Origin of the sequence: Streptomyces sp. NPDC001941 (genome assembly GCF_040296945.1) — a bacterium.
Lineage (GTDB): Bacteria > Actinomycetota > Actinomycetes > Streptomycetales > Streptomycetaceae > Streptomyces.
On sequence record NZ_JBEOYE010000014.1, the window covers coordinates 66,806 to 84,279 of the forward strand.

Annotated in this window: 16 protein-coding genes; 4 read left to right on the forward strand and 12 right to left on the reverse strand. The window is 75.1% G+C overall.

Translation table 11 applies throughout. The features are described from left to right. Positions 1 to 13: 13 nt before the first annotated feature. Positions 14 to 1,546, forward strand: coding sequence for a GMC family oxidoreductase (locus ABT160_RS13230; protein ID WP_502984221.1), 1,533 nt, complete (start codon positions 14 to 16; stop codon positions 1,544 to 1,546). A gap of 105 nt (positions 1,547 to 1,651) precedes the next feature. On the opposite strand, the gene ABT160_RS13235 is transcribed toward ABT160_RS13230, so the two are convergent. The 10 genes from ABT160_RS13235 to ABT160_RS13285 form a co-directional block, all read right to left on the reverse strand. Next, positions 1,652 to 2,254 carry a hypothetical protein gene (locus tag ABT160_RS13235; RefSeq protein ID WP_351646968.1) on the reverse strand — a complete coding sequence of 201 codons (603 nt, stop codon included), beginning with the start codon at positions 2,252 to 2,254 and terminating at the stop codon, positions 1,652 to 1,654. Then, a complete protein-coding gene (locus ABT160_RS13240) occupies positions 2,251 to 2,958 on the reverse strand; it encodes a hypothetical protein (protein ID WP_351646970.1) in 708 nt (235 codons plus the stop codon). Before ABT160_RS13240 ends, ABT160_RS13235 begins: the two co-directional genes overlap by 4 nt. 21 nt (positions 2,959 to 2,979) lie before the next feature. Then, complete coding sequence (locus tag ABT160_RS13245; RefSeq protein ID WP_351646971.1) at positions 2,980 to 4,203, reverse strand: hypothetical protein; 1,224 nt, start codon at positions 4,201 to 4,203, stop codon at positions 2,980 to 2,982. Beyond that, positions 4,200 to 4,517 (reverse strand): hypothetical protein, encoded by a 318-nt coding sequence (locus tag ABT160_RS13250; protein WP_351646973.1) that lies wholly within the window; start codon positions 4,515 to 4,517, stop codon positions 4,200 to 4,202. Before ABT160_RS13250 ends, ABT160_RS13245 begins: the two co-directional genes overlap by 4 nt. A 133-nt stretch (positions 4,518 to 4,650) precedes the next feature. Next, positions 4,651 to 5,622, reverse strand: a complete 972-nt coding sequence (locus ABT160_RS13255) for an acyl-ACP desaturase (RefSeq protein WP_351646974.1) — start codon at positions 5,620 to 5,622, stop codon at positions 4,651 to 4,653. A 477-nt stretch (positions 5,623 to 6,099) separates the two neighbouring features. Continuing rightward, a complete protein-coding gene (locus ABT160_RS13265; protein WP_351646976.1) occupies positions 6,100 to 8,382 on the reverse strand; it encodes an ATP-binding cassette domain-containing protein in 2,283 nt (760 codons plus the stop codon). A gap of 107 nt (positions 8,383 to 8,489) precedes the next feature. Continuing rightward, positions 8,490 to 9,347: a helix-turn-helix domain-containing protein gene (locus tag ABT160_RS13270; protein WP_351646977.1), complete on the reverse strand. Its 858-nt coding sequence runs from the start codon at positions 9,345 to 9,347 to the stop codon at positions 8,490 to 8,492. Positions 9,348 to 9,548: 201 nt separating this feature from the next. Beyond that, entirely contained in the window at positions 9,549 to 11,189 is a 1,641-nt protein-coding gene (locus ABT160_RS13275) for an ABC-F family ATP-binding cassette domain-containing protein (protein WP_351646978.1), read from the reverse strand. A gap of 307 nt (positions 11,190 to 11,496) precedes the next feature. After that, positions 11,497 to 11,913, reverse strand: a complete 417-nt coding sequence (gene ssgD / locus ABT160_RS13280; RefSeq protein ID WP_351646980.1) for a spore wall synthesis regulator SsgD — start codon at positions 11,911 to 11,913, stop codon at positions 11,497 to 11,499. A gap of 161 nt (positions 11,914 to 12,074) precedes the next feature. Beyond that, entirely contained in the window at positions 12,075 to 12,506 is a 432-nt protein-coding gene (locus ABT160_RS13285) for a (4Fe-4S)-binding protein (RefSeq protein ID WP_351646981.1), read from the reverse strand. A gap of 123 nt (positions 12,507 to 12,629) precedes the next feature. On the opposite strand from ABT160_RS13285, the gene ABT160_RS13290 reads away from it, so the two are divergent. After that, entirely contained in the window at positions 12,630 to 13,721 is a 1,092-nt protein-coding gene (locus ABT160_RS13290) for a WD40/YVTN/BNR-like repeat-containing protein (protein ID WP_351646983.1), read from the forward strand. Between the two features lie 12 nt (positions 13,722 to 13,733). On the opposite strand, the gene ABT160_RS13295 is transcribed toward ABT160_RS13290, so the two are convergent. Beyond that, a complete protein-coding gene (locus ABT160_RS13295) occupies positions 13,734 to 14,033 on the reverse strand; it encodes a YciI family protein (protein WP_351646984.1) in 300 nt (99 codons plus the stop codon). Between the two features lie 147 nt (positions 14,034 to 14,180). Here ABT160_RS13295 and ABT160_RS13300 point away from each other — a divergent pair, with 147 nt between their 5' ends. Next, positions 14,181 to 14,885: an endonuclease V gene (locus ABT160_RS13300; RefSeq protein ID WP_351646986.1), complete on the forward strand. Its 705-nt coding sequence runs from the start codon at positions 14,181 to 14,183 to the stop codon at positions 14,883 to 14,885. A gap of 56 nt (positions 14,886 to 14,941) precedes the next feature. Here the strand turns inward: ABT160_RS13300 and ABT160_RS13305 are convergent, their stop codons facing one another. Further along, entirely contained in the window at positions 14,942 to 16,132 is a 1,191-nt protein-coding gene (locus ABT160_RS13305) for a saccharopine dehydrogenase family protein (protein WP_351646987.1), read from the reverse strand. A 131-nt stretch (positions 16,133 to 16,263) separates the two neighbouring features. Here ABT160_RS13305 and ABT160_RS13310 point away from each other — a divergent pair, with 131 nt between their 5' ends. After that, positions 16,264 to 17,427 carry a CaiB/BaiF CoA transferase family protein gene (locus tag ABT160_RS13310; protein WP_351646988.1) on the forward strand — a complete coding sequence of 388 codons (1,164 nt, stop codon included), beginning with the start codon at positions 16,264 to 16,266 and terminating at the stop codon, positions 17,425 to 17,427. The last annotated feature ends 47 nt before the right edge of the window (positions 17,428 to 17,474 follow it).

Consider the following 17,474-nt stretch of genomic DNA (forward strand, 5'->3'; position numbering starts at 1 on the left):
CTTCGACTACGTCATCGTCGGCGCGGGATCGGCGGGCTGCGTGCTGGCCGCGCGGCTCAGCGAGGACCCGGCGGTGCGGGTGGCCCTGGTGGAGTCCGGCGGACGCGACCCGAGGCCGGGGAGCCGGATACCGGCGGCGTTCCCCCGGCTGTTCAGGACCCGCCACGACTGGGACTTCGCCACGACGGCGCAACCAGCCCTGGACGGACGCCCGCTGTACTGGCCGCGCGGGCACATGCTGGGCGGCTGCTCGTCGATGAACGCGATGATGTGGCTGCGCGGGCACCGCGACGACTACGACGCGTGGGGCGCCCTGGCGGGCGGGGAGTGGGGGTACGAGGCGCTGCTGCCGTACTTCCGCAGGGCGGAGGAGGCCCTGGAGCCGCGGGCCGCCACCCGCGAACCGAACCCGGCGACGCGCGCGTTCCTGGACGCCTGCCGCGAGGCGGGGATCGGCGAGGCCGAGCCGAACGGCCCCGACCACAGCGGGGCCGCGTTCGCCCCGGTCAACCAGCGCGACGGCAGGCGCTGGAGCGTGGTCGACGCCTACCTCCGCCCGGCGCTGCGGCGGCCGAACCTGACGCTGGTCACCGGGGTACGGGTGCGGGGCGTCGCGTTCGAGGGGACCCGCGCGACCGGCGTCCTGGCGGACCGGGGGCTCCTGCGGGCCCGCCGCGAGGTGCTGCTCTGCGCGGGGGCGATCGGTACGCCGCACCTGCTGATGCACTCGGGGATCGGCGACCCGGAGGTGCTGCGGGCGGCGCGGGTGCCGGTGCGGGTGGAGGCGCCGGGGGTGGGGCGCGGGCTGCGCGACCACCTGTCGTACGCGGTGACGGTGCGCTGCCCCAGGCCCGTGACGCTGACGGGCGCGGACACGGTGGTGAACCTGGCGCGCGCGGTGGCGGCCGGGCGGGGGCCGCTGACGTCGAACGTGGGGGAGGCGGTGGCGTTCGTGCGCAGCTCGCCCGGACTGGCCGCGCCGGACCTGGAGCTGGTGTTCGCGCCGGTGCCGTTCGTGAACCACGGCCTGGAGCCGCCGGCGGAGCACGGGATCACGGTGGGGGCGGTGCTGCTGCAGCCGGAGAGCGAGGGCCGGATCACCATCGAGAACGCCAACCCGCTGGACCGGCCGCGGATCGACCCGGCGTACCTGAGCGCCCCGGCGGACCTGCCGCGCCTGCTGGCGGGCGTGCGCCGGGCGGAGGCCCTGCTCGCGACGGACGCGCTGGCGCCGTACGTCTCCGGCCCGCTGGCCCCGTACCCCGGTCCCGGCCTGACCGACGAGGCGCTGGCGGAGGCGGTCCGGGGGAGCGCCGAGACCCTCTACCACCCGGTGGGGACGTGCGCGATGGGCCTGGCGGAGGGGGCCCCGGTGGACCCGTCGCTGCGGGTGCGCGGCACGGAGGGGCTGCGGGTGGTGGACGCCTCGGTCCTCCCGGCCCAGACCCGCGGCCACACACAGGCGGCGGTGGTGGCGGTGGCGGAGCGGGGGGTGGGGGTGGTGCGGGGGGACCGGAGCCTGGGGGCCTCGGTGCGGGGCCGCTAGAACCAGAGGCTCACGTACCGCCCGCCCCGTGCGAGACCGGCTCGTTCGGCTTCGGGGGCGGGGTGAGGGCCTCGCGGCGGGCGGGGGCGGTTTCGGTGCGGGGCCTCACAGCTGTCGGGCCCGGCCCCGGTGCTGGATCCCGGCCCGTTCCGCGCGGGCGTCCTCCTCGGTCGTCCCCGGGGGCACGTGGTCGCCGAGGTCCTGGGGGACCACGCGCACCGGGTAGTGGCCGCCGACCGGGGAGACGACGCCGCCGAAGCGCGGGTCACCGGCGAACCAGATGGTGTCGGGCCGAGGGTTCCGCTTGTGCTCGAGCTCCACCGGGTGGGGCGTCAGGCGCAGCACGGGTGCGTACGCGTCGTCGAAGCGGATCGCGATCGTCACCGGTCCGGTCGACGGGTGCGGAGGATAGGAGCACGCGTACGCGCGCCAGGGGTACGCCCGCAGGACCGCTTCGATGCGGCGCGCCTGCCGCAGCGTCGCGGCGGTCGCCCCCACGAGGGTGGGGGCCAGGAGCAGGTAGACCACCGTGAGACCCGGCGACCAGCGCACCACGTGCAGATAGGCGCCTCCCACGGCGATGGCGACGGTGAGCGCGCACCACGCCCTGCGGCGACGGACCAGGACGACGTGTCCGCGCGCCGTCGGCCGGTGGTCGAAGGCGGCCTTGAGCGCGGGGAGCGGCAGCGCACCGCCGGGGGCACTCATCCGAGCGCCTCCAGGATGCGGGAGGAGCGCGTCGCGCCCGTCCGCCCGGGCCGCGTGTCCGCCGGGCCCGGCTCCGGATCGGTGAAGGAGATCGTGCAGGCAATGGCCTCCAGGATGTCGGTGTACGCCTCCGAGTGCCGCACGGAGGTGCTCGTCAGGTCCAGCACCGCCGCATGGGGCCCGGACGGGTACGGCACCACCGCGCGCGCCTGGAACAGGGGCGCGGGCTCCCGCGCGGCTCCCGCCCGCCCCGGCACGTCGCCCGGCGGTGGCGCGGGCCGTCCCGACACCAGGGCGCAGGCCGTGCCGTCCGGCAGGTCGAACAGCCGCCGGTCGCTCTCTGACCACATCGGGCACCGCGCGATGTCCAGCGCCGCGCGGGCCGCCGTCGCGCGCCCCGTGGGCGCCGAGCCGCCGACCACCGTCAGGGAGAGCAGGGACGTGCTGACGCCGTCCGCCTGGTCGGGGTGCCAGCCCAGTGCGGCGTACGCGGCACCCGCCTCGCGGAGGGCGGCGAGCAGGCCCAGGAGCGCCTCGCCCTCGCGCCGTACGCGCTCGGTGGACGCGGGGTCGTCGGGCAGCACCCCGGCCAGCTCGTCGAGCACGTCCCCGAGCGCCTCGCGGGACACGGCCGCCAGGTCGTGGAAGCCCGGCGGCGTACGGAACCAGAGCGGTGGTGCCGGAGGAGGACCGGTGAGGGGCATGTGCGGCCTTACTGAAGTGGGTCAGCGGGAGAGCGAGGTCCAGGCGTGGGCGGCCTTCGCCGCCGTGCCGGGCGCGTCGTCGGTGAGGGTCCTGGCTCCGTCGACGACGGTCGCCGTGCCGCTGAACGCCTCGTCCTCGTCCAGGGGCGTGTAGTGGCTGACGGCGGTCGCCGCTCCGGTAGCGGGGACCGCGACGTTCGCCACCGTCCTGACCGTCGGCGACGCCCTCCTCAGCGCCCACTCGCTGAGCGGGTTCTCCACCGTCCTCAGCTCGCTCATGGCGGTGTGCGCGCCGCCGGCGAACTCACCGGCCAGGGAACGGAGGCCGGTCAGCGATCCGGCCTCGCCCGCCGCCGCGGCCACCCGGGCCGCCGCGGTCGCGGACCTGGCCCCGTGCCCCAGGACGGCCACGCCGGGAACCGAGCCCAGGGCGTCCCCCGTCACCGTGACCGCGTTGTCCCAGAACTCGGCGTCGCACTTCCCCCGGGTCAGCCCGTCCTTCAGGGAGGCCCGCACCTTGGGGTCGGCCAGGTGCACCGCGAGGGCGCCCGTGCTCGCCCCCGCGGCGACGAAGAGCAGGGCGACGCCGACCGGCGGGAAGAGCGCGCCGACCGTCACGGCGAGGAGCCCGGAGACGGCCGACACGTCGGAGAGCAGGTCCCCCAGATTCTCATCCACCCACCCCAACCCCCTCTCCAGCCACCCCACCTCCCCCCGCAGCCCCTTCCCCACCTCCCCCTCCAGGCACTTCGCCACCGCCGACGCCCCCGCCCGGTGCGTCTCCTCCAGTTCGCGGGCCGCGACCAGGACCGACGCCAGCGCCGCCCGCGCACGCGTCAGCGCCGCACCCGCCGCCTCCAGGTCCTCACCCGTCGTGCGGGCCCGTTCGTAGGCCCCCTCCGCCGCCCGCAGCGCCGTCGTGTCGCGGGCCGCCCGGGCGTCGTAGCGGCGCGCCGTCTCCCGGTAGCCCACCAGGTCGTCGTGCCAGCGGGTCAGGCCGCCCGCCGCCTTCGCCAGTGAACGGCGCGCCCGCCCCAGCTGCCCCGGCAGTTCCCCGTCCAGCGCCTCCCGGAACGCGCCCGCCGCCTCGCCCCGCCAGCCCCCGCTCTCCGCGAGCAGCCGCGTCACCAGGTCGTGCGCCGTGCCCAGCGCCTTCGCCGACGCGCCCAACTTCCCGGCGAGCGCCGCGATCTCCGTCGGGCTGCCCGGCGCCGGGTCCCAGCCCAGGTGCTCGTACGCCGTCATCGCGGGCCGCCCGCCGCGCCCGCGTCCAGCCCCCGGAACGCCTCCTCGATCGCCCGGTCGAGCCCCGCGAACCCCTCCGCGCTCGCCCTGACCCCGTCCTGCACCGCGCCGATCCGGGTGCCCAACTCCTCGGCCCCGCGCGCCCAGTGGCGCTGGAAGCCGTCGCACGCCTCGTCCAGTTCGCGGGTGCCGAGCGCGTCGGCGCGCGCGTGCTCCAGGGCCCGCCTCGCCTCCGCCAGTGACGTCAGCGACTGGTCCAGCGCGTGCGAGAAGCGGGCCAACTGCCCGGTGTCCACCCGGAGATCACGGTCCATGGCGGCACCTTGGCAGATCCGGGCCGGTGCCCCGAAATGCCCGTCACCCGCACGAGTGGCGCGTACGCACGGCAGCGGGCCGGGGCGGCCTTCCAAGAGGCCGCCCCGGCCCGCGATCCCCCGTCGGCGTGCGCTACTTGCCGCGCGCCGCCATCCGCGCCTTGCGCGCCGCCAGCTTCTCGTCGAACTTGCTCGCCTCGCTGTCCAGTCCGCCCATGTACAGGCCCAGCTCCTCCTGCGCCTTGCGGCCCTCGGGGCCGAGGCCGTCGATCTCCATCACCTTCAGGAACCGCAGCACCGGCTGCAGCACGTCGTCGTGGTGGATGCGCAGGTTGTAGATCTCGCCGATCGCCATCTGCGCCGCCGCCCGCTCGAAGCCCGGCATCCCGTGGCCCGGCATGCGGAAGCCGACGACCACGTCCCGTACCGAGCACATCGTCTCGTCCGGGGCGAGCTCGAAGGCCGCGCCCAGGAGGTTGCGGTAGAAGACCATGTGCAGGTTCTCGTCCGTCGCGATGCGCGACAGCATCCGGTCGCAGGCCGGGTCGCCGGACTGGTGTCCGGTGTTGCGGTGCGAGATGCGGGTGGCGAGCTCCTGGAAGGCGACGTACGCCACCGAGTGCAGCATCGAGTGCCGGTTGTCCGACTCGAAGCCCTCGCTCATGTGCGCCATCCGGAACTGCTCCAGCTTGTCCGGGTCCACCGCGCGCGACGCCAGCAGGTAGTCGCGCATCACGATGCCGTGCCGGCCCTCCTCGGCGGTCCAGCGGTGCACCCAGGTGCCCCACGCGCCGTCGCGGCCGAAGAGGCTGGCGATCTCGTGGTGGTAGCTGGGGAGGTTGTCCTCGGTCAGCAGGTTGACGACCAGCGCGATCTTGCCGATGTCCGTGACCTTGGACTGCCGGGGCTCCCAGGCCTCGCCGTCGTCGAACTGGCCGGGGAAGTTGCGCGCGTCGGACCAGGGCACGTACTCGTGCGGCATCCAGTCCTTGGCGACCTTGAGGTGGCGGTTGAGCTCCTTCTCCACCACCTCCTCCAGCGCGTACAGCAGCTTGGCGTCGGTCCACGCGGCCGAGCTGCCGAGGTGGGGAGAGGTGAGCGTCACGGGGGCTCCTGGGGACGGAGGGAAAGCGGGGCAGGAAGTGGAAACCTACGGTCTCGTAACCTACGGCTTCGTAGCCTACGTAGGCGTAGGTTAAAGATGAGATAAGCACGACGCCAGTCCTGGTCGGCTCCGGCCACCCGGGCCGCCTCCGGTGTCCGGTTACGTTCCGTTATGCATGCAACTCCCGCGGCCGGACGGAGATGCAGGTCACGCACCCCCGGCCGTCCCCGCCCCACTGATGTCGACTACAACGGGTTCGCGCCCGGGGTCCCGGAGCGGTTCCGCGCTCTCGGGCGCACGGGCGGCCACGAGGAGCTTTCAGCCGCCCGGGAGCACGCCGTGCGCCCCCGCCCATCCTGTGCGGCGCCCGGGCCCCGCGTAAAGCCCCCGGTCGGCCATCGGCTCCCGGTCACGCCCTCCCGTCACGCCTCCGGTCACGTCTTCTGCGCGGGAGCCGGAGCCGGAGCCGTCCCCGGGTCAGGCCAGGCCCAGGTCGCGCCGCAGGTGCTCCGCCGTGTGCGAGCCCCGGTGCGCCAGCAGGTCCGCCGGGGTGCCCTCGAAGACCAGCTCGCCGCCGTGCTTGCCGCCCTCCGGGCCCAGGTCCACCACCCAGTCCGCGCGCTTGACCACGTCCATGTCGTGTTCGACGCAGATCACCGTGTTGCCCGCGTCCACCAGCCGGTCCAGGAGCGAGACCAGGGTGTCCACGTCGGCCATGTGCAGTCCGGTGGTCGGCTCGTCCAGCACGTACACGCTTCCCGTGCGGTGCAGCTGCGTCGCCAGTTTGACGCGCTGGCGCTCGCCGCCCGAGAGGGAGCTGAGCGGCTGCCCCAGCGCGAGGTAGCCGAGGCCCACCTCCACCAGGGTGCGCAGCTTCCCGACGAGCTTGCGGTCACCGGTGAACTCCTCGGCCCAGACGAGCGCCTGATCGGCCGTCATGTCCAGTACGTCGACGATCGACCGGCCGTGCACCCGGTGACGCAGTACCTCGTCCTGGAACCTCCGCCCCTCGCACACCGGGCACGTGGTGGTCACCGGGTCCATGAACGCCAGGTCCGTGTGGATCACCCCGCGCCCCGCGCACTGGCCGCACGCGCCGGAGGAGTTGAAGCTGAACAGCCCGGCCGGGACGCCGTTCTCCCGGGCGAACAGGGTCCGTACGATGTCCATGACCCCCAGGTAGGAGGCCGGGGTCGACCGGGACGACGCGGTGATCGCGGACTGGTCGATGACCACCGCCTCCGGGTGGCGGGCCGTGAACACCTCGGACACCAGCGTCGACTTGCCCGAACCCGCCACCCCCGTCACCGCCGTGAGGACCCCGGTGGGGAACGCCACGTCCAGGTTCTTCAGGTTGTGCAGGTCCGCGTTCTTCAGGGGGAGTCGGCCGGTCGGCGCCCGGAAGCGCGTCTTCATCGCGGTGCGGTGGCGCAGACAGCGCCCGGTGAGCGTGTCGGCGTCGCGCAGTCCCGCGTACGGCCCCTCGTACACGACCTCACCGCCCCCGGTGCCCGCGTGCGGGCCCATGTCGACGACGTGGTCGGCGACGGCCATCACGTCCGGGTCGTGCTCCACGACCAGCACCGTGTTGCCCCGGTCGCGCAGCCGCACCAGCAGGTCGTTCAGCCGCCCCACGTCGCGGGGGTGCAGCCCGACGCTCGGCTCGTCGAACACGTACGTCAGTCCGGTGAGCGAACTCCCCAGGTGACGCACCATCTTGAGCCGCTGGCCCTCGCCGCCGGAGAGCGTCGAGGTCTCCCGGTCCAGGGACAGGTAGCCGAGCCCGATACCGACCAGCCGCTCAAGGCGCTCGCGCGCGGCGTCCGCGACCGGCGCGGCCACCGGGTCGTCGATCCGGCGCACCACCTCCACCAGGTCGGCGACCTCCATCCGGCCGTAGTCGGCGATGCCCAGGCCGTCGATCCGGGAGGCCAGCGCCGCCGGGTTGAGCCGGGCCCCGCCGCAGGCCGTACAGAGCCCCTGCGCGGTCACGCGCGCCACGGTCTCCTTGTACGCGTCGGAGAGTCCGGCCGTGTCGCGCTTGAGGTAGAGCCGCTCGAACCGGTCCACCAGGCCCTCGAACTCCACTTCCGCGGAGCCCGACTTCATCTCCAGGCGCACCCGCACGGGCGCCTCCCCGGTGCCGTGCAGCAGCGTCCGACGCTCGGCGTCCGTGTACGCGGCCAGCGGCTTGGCGCTGTCGAAGAGCCCCGAGTGCGCGTACAGCTTCCACTGCCAGCTGCCCACCGAGGTGCCCGGGAGCAGCAGCGCGCCCTCGTCGAGCGACTTCGACCAGTCGACCGCGCGGTCCAGGTCGAGCCGCACGGTCCGCCCGATGCCGTCGCAGGCGCGGCACATGCCCGAGGGGTCGTTGAAGGAGTACGCGGTGGCGGGGCCCGCGCTGGGGGTGCCGTGGCGGGAGAACAGCACGCGGAGGACGGAGTGGATGTCGGTCGCCGTCCCCACGGTGGAGCGCACGTTGCCGCCGAGCGGGCGCTGGTCGACGACGATCGCCACGGACAGGTCGTCGATCCCGTCGGCCTGCGGGCGCTCGTACTTGGGCAGCCGGTTGCGGATGAACCAGCTGAAGGTCTCGTTGAGCTGGCGCTGCGACTCCACCGCGACCGTGTCGAAGACGACCGAGGACTTGCCGGACCCGGAGACCCCGGTGAAGACGGTGATGCGCTCCTTGGGGAGGGTGAGGGAGACGTCCCGGAGGTTGTTCTCGCGTGCGCCGGCGATGACGATGTTCTGGTTCATGCCCTCGACGCTAGGCGGGATACCCGACACCTTCTGTCCGGTTTTACGGGCGGTGGCGGCAGCCGGAGCGGGGTGGGTCGGGGCGGGGCGGTACGGCGCCGGGCCCGTCAGCGTTCCAGGTCCCGGGCGAGGGCGTGGACCAGGTCGCGGGAGGCGGGCTCCGGCAGCGACAGGGCCCGCAGCCGGTCGAGCAGCCCGTGGTAGCCCAGCAGCTCCGGCGCGGCGTCGAGGAGCGTCGAGCCGTGCGAGGAGTCGAGCTGGACGGTGTCGAGCTGGGGAAGCGCGGCACGGGCGTACGTGAACGCCTGCCCGGCGCCGGGGAAGCCGGCCGCGTCGAACGGGATCACGCGCAGGGTGACCGCCGGGCCCGCGGAGCGCTCCAGCAGGTGCTCCAGCTGGGCCCGGGCCACCTTCGGCCCGCCGAACCGCATGCGCAGCGCGGCCTCGTGCACCACGGCCTCGTACGGGGTCGGCCGCTGCCGGTCCAGCACCTCCTGGCGGCGCAGCCGCAGCGCCAGCCGGGCCTCCAGGCCGGGCCCCTCCAGCGGCGGCGCGGCGGTGTCGAGGACGGCGCGGGCGTGCTCCTCGGTCTGCAGCAGGCAGGGGACGTGCGCGGTGGCCGCGGTGCGTAACTCCGCCGCGTGGTGCTCCAGTTCGGCGACGTCCAGGAGGGGAGCGGGCAGCAGTCCGCGGTGCTCCTCCCACCAGCCCTTGTCCCGCTCCCGGGCCATCGCGGCGAGCTGGTCGACCAGCTCGGCGTCCCGGCAGCCGTAGTTGAGGGCCAGGGTGCGGACCCGCTCGTCGCTGATGCCGAACCGGCCCGACTCGATGTTGGGGATGCGGGTGCGGTCCACGCCCAGCAGGGCGGCGGCGCACTGCACCGACATCCCCGACTGCTCGCGCAGCTTGCGCAGTTCACCGCCGAGCCGCTGCTGGCGGGCCGTCGGGGCACTCCTCGGCGGCATGCGGGTCCTCCCCCCTGAGGTCGGCGCGGGTGCCGACGGTGTGGCCGGAGCGACGGCCGGCGGGAGCGCTGGCCCCCGCCGGATCGCTACGTTCGGTAGCGCCAGTCTCACACGGCGCGACCGTCGCCGTCCGCCCGATCGCCATGAACCCGCGACCGGCCCCCGCCCTCCGGACGGACGGCGCTGCTTTCGCGGCACGCCCTACCCCCGCGCCAGCGCCTCGCGCACCTCCTCCGCGCTGGTCGTGCGCAGCCCGCCGTCGAGAAGCAGCCAGCGCGTGATGCCCAGGGACTCCAGGAACGGCACGTCGTGGCTCGCCACGACCAGTGCCCCCTCGTACGCCTCCAGCGCCGCCGTGAGCTTGCGCACGCTCGCCAGGTCCAGGTTGTTCGTCGGCTCGTCCAGCATCAGCAGCTGCGGCGCGGGCTCGGCCAGCAGCAGCGCCGCCAGCGAGGCCCGGAAGCGCTCGCCGCCCGACAGGGTCCCGGCGGGCTGGTCGGCCCGCGCCCCCTTGAACAGGAACCGTGCCAGCCGCGCCCGGACCTGGTTGTTCGTCGCGTCCGGCGCGTACCGGGCGACGTTGTCCGCGACCGACAGGGCGTCGTCGAGCACGTCGAGCCGCTGCGGCAGGAAGCGCGAGGGCACCAGTGTCTCCGACTCGCCCGCCACCGGCTCCAGTTCACCGGCGAGCGTGCGCAGCAGGGTCGTCTTCCCGGCCCCGTTGCGCCCCACCAGCGCGATCCGCTCCGGGCCCCGGATCTCCAGATCGCCCAACGCGCCTGCTCCGTGGGCCAGTTCGAGCGCGCGCAGGCGCAGCACCTCGCGGCCCGGGTGGACCGTGGTGCGCGGCAGCTCGATGCGGATCTCCTCGTCGTCCCGCACCGCTTCCACCGCCTCGTCGAGCCGCTCGCGCGCCTCGGACAGCTTCTCGGTGTGCATGGTGCGGTGCTTGCCCGCCGAGACCTGGGCGGCCCGCTTGCGCGCCCCCATCACGATCTTGGGTTCGCGCTTGGACTCGTACATCTTCTGCCCGTACCGCTTGCGGCGGGCCAACTTCACCTGGGCGTCCGCCAGTTCGCGCTTCTGGCGCTGTACGTCGGCCTCGGCGACCCGCACCATGCGCTCGGCCGCCTCCTGCTCCACGGCCAGGGCCTCCTGGTACGCGGAGAAGTTCCCGCCGTACCAGGCGACCCCGCCGTCGCGCAGGTCGGCGATCTGGTCGACGCGCTCCAGGAGTTCGCGGTCGTGGCTGACCACCACCAGGACGCCCTGCCAGGCGTCCACCGCGTCGTACAGCCTGCGCCGGCCGTGCAGGTCCAGGTTGTTGGTCGGCTCGTCGAGCAGCAGGACGCCCGGGCGGGCCAGCAGCAGCGCGGCGAGCTTCAGGAGCACGCCCTCGCCGCCGGAGACCTGGCCGATCGTGCGGTCCAGGTCCACCGCGCCGAGGCCGAGCTGGTCCAGGGCCGCCCTGGCCCGCTCCTCGACGTCCCAGTCGTCGCCGACCGCCGCGAAGTGCTCCTCGCCGACGTCGCCCGCCTCGATGGCGTGCAGCGCGGCGCGGGTGTCCGCGATGCCGAGGACCTCGTCGACCCGCAGACCGGTGTCCAGGACCAGGTTCTGCGGCAGCCGGGCCACGTCACCGACCGTGCGGACGGAGCCGGCGGAAGGGGTCAGCTCACCGGAGACCAGCCGCAGCAGGGTCGACTTGCCCGAGCCGTTGAGACCGATCAGCCCGGTGCGGCCGGGGCCGACCGCCAGGTCGAAGTCGTCGAAGACCCCGGTACCGTCCGGCCAGGCGAAGCTCAGCGAGGTGAGGGTGATGTGTGCGGAGGTCTGTGACATGGATGTCTCCCGTCGGCGTCGAAGAAGCACAGGCAACGGAGTGAGACACCGGTCCACCGGGGGCCAGGGGACGGCTCGGACATGAGGTCACACCCGTACGCCGCAGAGCGATGGCTCCGCGCGACACGGTGTCTCGGGACCTCAGACGAGCAACGTCCTGCTCCATTCGACGACTACAGGGACGTCAGCGACGGTACGCCCGCCCGTCGGGTGGGGGCAATCGAATTACGCGCCGTTCCCCGGCGCCGTTCCCCCAGGCCCGGCACGGGCGCGTGGGGGAGCGGCGCGCCTCGGCGGGCGCGAAGCCTCAGCAGGCGTCGCGCAGCAGCTGCCGCAGGTCCTGGTCGAGGTCCAGGTAGCGGTGCTCCAGGCCGGCCGGCACCAGGTGCCGCGAGCGCTTGAGGAACCGGCGGACGTCGGAGGTGCGCACGTGGACCATCGCCACGCCCTCGGGCGCGTGGAACTCCAGGACGGTGCGCTCGTAGCCGTACGGGCGCACCCGCACGTCCCCGCGGCCCGACGGCGCGTCCACGCCCTCCTCCAGCAGCTCGCGGGAGAAGGCCCAGGACACTTCGATGCCCTCCAGGGTCGCCTGGGGAGGGAAGGCCATGCGCACGGCGAAGGGATCGTCGCGGTCGTAGCGCAGGGTCGCCGGAACGCTCTCCGCCCGGGGGGCGGACGCGACAAGTCGGGCCTGGACGGCCTGCTCGATGACGTGGGACAAGGCATGCTCCTCGCACGCGGCTGCTGCTGACGTCTCCCTGACAAAGAGGAGGACGACGATTCGGGGCCGCGCGTGCATCGGGGCCATGCGTGAGCTGTGTCACCGCACAGGGGTACGGGACAGGAGTACGGGACGCCAGGGGGCCGCCGTGCGGCTCGGCGTCACCCCGCCCCGCACGCCCCCGCGTGATCGCAGAACGGCTGGTTCCCGCTGGCCCCGCAGCCGCAGAGCACCGCGCGCACCTCGCGACGCACCCCCTCGCCGGTCTCCACGGACAGGTCGCCGCGGACCGTGAGGGCCCCCGCCGCGTCCCGGGCGACCGTGGTCGGCACCGCCGGGTCCTCGCCCTTTCCTCCCTCGCCGTCCGCCAGCCGGTAGCGCAGGGCCCCCGAAGGGCAGCGCCGCACCACGTCGGCGACCAGGTCGGCGGGCGCCCCGTCCGGCTGGATCCACGGGCGCTTGGCCAGGTCGAAGACCTGCGGCAGTCCGCCGACGCACTCGGCGGCGTGCAGACAGCGGCGGGCCTCGAAGGTCACGGAGACCAGACGGCCTGCGTACTCCCTGACCGGGGGCTTCTCGGGCTGCTCGGGCATGGCCCCAGCGTAGGAAGGGCCGGCGCCCGCCGCACCCGGGGCGCCCGCCGCACCCGGACGGCCCCGGCATCCCGGACGGGGCACTCTGGACGGGCCCGGGGCCGTGGGCTAGCTTCCAGCGCCATGAGGGCCAAGGGGATCACGAGACGGACGTTGTCGGCGGGACTGGCGGGGGCGGCGCTCGCGGCCGCCGTGCTGACCGCACCGGCGCAGGCGGCGCAGCCCGCGGACCGGGGCGGCCACGGGGCGCCCGGGTGGCGGCTGAAGGACACCGGGACGGACGCGCGCTTCCGCGGCCTGGCCGCGGTGAGCCGGTCCACCGCCTGGGTGGCCGGGTCCAGGGGCACGGTGCTGCGCACCACCGACGGCGGGCGCGGCTGGCGGAACGTCTCCCCGCCCGGGGCGTCGGACCTGGAGTTCCGCGACGTCGAGGCGTTCGACGCGCGCCGGGCCGTGGTGCTCGCCATCGGAGAGGGCGAGGCGTCCCGGATCTACCGCACCGAGGACGGCGGCGCGAGCTGGACGGAGTCCTTCCGCAACCCCGACCCGAAGGCGTTCTACGACTGCGTCACCTTCTTCGACAGCCGGCACGGACTCGCCATGAGCGACCCGGTCGACGGCAAGTACCGCATCCTCTCCACCGGCGACGGCGGACGCAGCTGGCGGGTGCTGCCCAGCGCGGGGATGCCCGCCGCGCAGCCCGGCGAGGCCGGTTTCGCCGCGAGCGGCCAGTGCCTGGTCAGCTCCGGGCCCCGGGACGTCTGGCTGGCCACCGGGGGCGGCGCCACCGCGCGCGTGCTGCACTCCGCGGACCGGGGCCTGACCTGGCGGGCCGCCGAGTCGACGATCCCGGCGGGCGACCCGGCCCGGGGCGTCTTCGGGCTGGCCTTCCGCGGCGGCGCCGGGCTCGCGGTCGGCGGCGACTACCGCGCCGGGGAGCCGTCACCGCGCGCGGCGGCGGTCACCCGGGACGGCGGCCGGAGCTGGCGGCAGTCCGCCACGCCCCCGCCCGCCTACCGCTCCGGCGTGGCCTGGCTGCCGTACGGCCGCTCGGCGGCGCTTGCGGTCGGCCCCACGGGGACCGACCTGACCACGGACGGCGGGCGCACCTGGCGCACCGTCGACACCGGTTCGTACGACACCGTCGACTGCACGCCCGACCTCGGCTGCTGGGCCGCCGGGGAGAAGGGCCGGGTGGCGCGCCTGGAGCGCTGAGCGGCGGACCCGTCAGGAGGGCAGCTGCTGGCGGTAGGGGGCCAGCTCGGGCGCCGTCTTGGTGGCGATGAACTCCGTGATCCGGTACGCGCACACGCCGCCCAGGGTGAAGGGGTCGGCCGCCGCGATCTCCTCGATCCGCGCGCGGTCGTCCCCGGCGGCCAGGATCACGCCGCCGTCGCGCGGGTTCTTGCGGCCGGAGGCGATGAACACGCCCGCGGCGTACTGCTCGTCCAGCCAGGCGACGTGGGCGTCGAGCAGCTCGTCGACCCGCTCGACCGGGGCGGTGTAGGTCAATTCCAGTACGAACATGATCGCCACACTAGCGCGGGGGTCCGACAACGCCTCCGCCCCGGGCGCCGGGACGGCCGGTGCGGGAGGAGGCGGGAGGGATCGGGAGCGGGGCGGCCGGGGGCCCGCGAACGCCCGTACGGTGCCTGCCCGTAGGCTCCCGGGACCATGAGCACCCTCATCGAAGTGCCCGCGGGCTGGCCCGCCACCGAGGCCGCCGCGCTGGCCGTCCAGGACGAGCTGCGCGACCGCGTGGTCCGCGACGAGACCGGCCCCGAGCCGGGCACCGGGCTGGTCACCGGGGTCGACGTGGCGTACGACGACGAGCGCGACCTCGTCGCGGCCGCCGCCGTGGTGCTCGACGCCCGCACCCTGGACGTGGTCGAGGAGGCCACCGCGATCGGCCGGGTCTCCTTCCCGTACGTGCCCGGTCTGCTGGCCTTCCGCGAGGTCCCCACCGTGATGGCGGCCCTGGCGTCCCTGCGCCGGGGCCCCGGCCTCGTCGTCTGCGACGGCTACGGGCGCGCGCACCCGCGCCGGTTCGGCCTCGCCAGCCACCTGGGCGTGCTCACCGGCCTGCCGGTCATCGGGGTGGCGAAGAACCCGTTCACCTTCTCGTACGCGGAACCGGGCGCCGCGCGCGGCGAGTCCGCGCCGCTGGTCGCCGACGACGGCGAGGAGGTCGGACGGGCGCTGCGCACCCAGGACGGCGTCAAGCCGGTCTTCGTCTCCGCCGGGCACCGCGTCTCGCTGGACAACGCGTGCGCGCACGCGTTGCTGCTCAGCCCGCGCTACCGGATCCCCGAGACCACCCGCCGCGCCGACTCGCTGTGCCGCCGCGCGCTGGCCGGGGCCGTGGCGGACGGCGGCTGATCCGTCCCGGCACCCGGCCAGGGCGGGCTGCGGAGGTCCCGTCCCGGCACCCGGCGTCAGCGCGCGTCGGCCACCCGGAAGCGGATGCCGGCCGCGCTCAGCCGGTCCACCAGCGCCCCGCCCATCGCGACCGCGGTGGTCACCTGGCCCGAGGTGGGCGGCAGGTCGTCGAAGGCCAGGGACAGGGCGCTCTCGGCGAGCATCTTCGCCGTCTCGTCGTACCCCGGGTCGCCGCCCGACACCTCGGTGAGGACGCGGCGCCCGCCGCCCTCGCCGACGAAGCGCACCGAGAACCAGCTGCGGGCCCGGCGCTCCTGGTCCGGCCCCCGGCCCGGCTCGTAGCGGCCGATGAGCCACCTGCGCGCCGCCGGGACCTGGGCGAGGGCCAGGCCCGCGCCCACCGCGGCCACCCCGCCCAGCGCCACCGGCAGCGTCTTGACGGCCGCGTAGTGGCGGTAGCGGAAGTCCGGGCCGTAGCGGTCCAGGGCCGCCGCCGAGCGGGCCACCACCTGCGGGTCGAGCGTCGGCAGCGGCAGCGCCCAGGCTCCCGCCTGCGGGCTGAACCGGGGCCCGGCGAAGGGCGCGCGGGCCCGGCGGCCCACCAGCCTCGGCTCGTGCAGCCGGCGCTCCCGGGCGGCCCGCAGCATCTGCGGGCCGCGGCCCATCGCGGTGAGCGCGGAGGCGAAGGTCCCGGCGGAGAACATGGCGCTGGAGCGCACGTAGCCGTCGACGCGCAGCGGCACGTCCCGGGGCAGCCGCTGGACCGTGTACCAGACGCCCAGGTCGTGCGGGACGGAGTCGAAGCCGCAGGCGTGCACCAGGCGGGCCCCGGTCTCCCGGGCCCGGGCGTCGTGCAGGACGTACGTCCGGTCCACGAACTCCGGCTCCCCGGTGAGGTCCAGGTAGTCCGTGCCGGCCTCGGCGCAGGCGGCGACCAGGGCCTCGCCGTACAGCACGTAGGGCCCGACCGTGCTGGCCAGGACCCGGGTGGAGGCGGCCAGTTCGCGCAGGGCGGCGGCGTCGCCCGCGTCGGCGCGCAGCAGCGGGACGTCCGCGGCGGACGGGAAGGCCCCGGAGACGCGCTCGCGCACCCGCTCCAGCTTGTCCGGGTCGCGCCCGGCCAGGGCCCAGCGGCAGCCCTCGGGCGCGTGCTCGGCGAGGTAGCGCGCGGTCAGCTCGCCCGCGAAGCCGGTGGCTCCGAAGAGCACGATGTCGTAGGCGCGCTCGGCGCCGTCCCGCCTGTCCATCCAGACCTCCGCCGGTGCACCGTGACGTGTCGGGGGCGGAGCCTAGCGCGCGCCGCGCACCCCCGTCGGAGCGGGGCGGCGATCACACGCCAGGGGCTTGTGCGGAGTGGAACGCGTTCTTAGCATCACTGATGTTACATCAGTTGTGTCACAGTGCTGGGGGCTTGATGACAGCGACAGGGAACGGCCCGCTGGACGGGGTGCGCGTGGTCGAGCTCGCGGGCATCGGGCCCGGCCCGTTCGCCGCGATGCTCCTGGCCGACCTGGGCGCCGACGTGGTGCGCGTGGACCGGCCGGGCGGCTCCGGCCTGGGCATCAAGGCGGAGTTCGACCTCACCAACCGCAACAAGCGCTCCGTCCTGGTCGACCTCAAGTCCGGCGGGGGCCCGGCGGCCGTCCTGGACCTGGTGGAGCGGGCGGACGTGCTGATCGAGGGCTACCGGCCGGGCGTCGCCGAGCGCCTCGGGGTCGGCCCGGACGCCTGCCTGGCCCGCAACCCCCGCCTGGTGTACGGGCGGATGACGGGCTGGGGCCAGGAAGGACCGCTGGCCCAGCGGGCCGGGCACGACATCGCGTACATCGCCGTCACCGGCGCCCTCGGCATGATCGGCAAGCCCGACGAGCCGCCCACCGTCCCGGCCAACCTGGTCGGGGACTACGCGGGCGGCGCGCTCTACCTGGTCGTCGGCGTGCTCGCCGCGCTGCACCACGCGCGCGCCCACGGCGAGGGCCAGGTGGTGGACGCCGCGATCGTCGACGGCACCGCCCACCTCGCCACGATGATCCACGGCATGCTCGCGGCGGGCGGCTGGCAGGACCGGCGCGGCGCCAACCTGCTGGACGGCGGCTGCCCGTTCTACGGGACGTACGAGACCTCCGACGGCGGCCACATGGCCGTCGGGGCGCTGGAGCAGCGCTTCTACGACGAGTTCACCGCACTGCTCGGCATCGGCGAGCAGGCCGCCGCCCGCGGCGACCTGGCCCGCTGGGGCGAGCTGCGCGAGGCCGTCGCGGCGGCCTTCGCCACGCGCACCCGCGCGGAGTGGACCGCCGTCTTCGAGCACACCGACGCGTGCGTGGCCCCCGTGCTCTCGCTGCGCGAGGCACCGCACCACCCGCACCTGGCCGCGCGCGGCACGTTCGTCGACCACGGCGGCCTCACCCAGCCCGCGCCCGCGCCCCGCTTCTCGGCCACCCCCGGCGCGGTGCGCTCCGGGCCGGCCCGGCCGGGCGGCGACACCGACGAGGTCGCGCGCGACTGGGACGTACCGTCGCTGGACGGGCGGCGACCGTGACCACGACCACCAAGGGACGGCTCCGGGAGGGCACCCCCGCATGACCG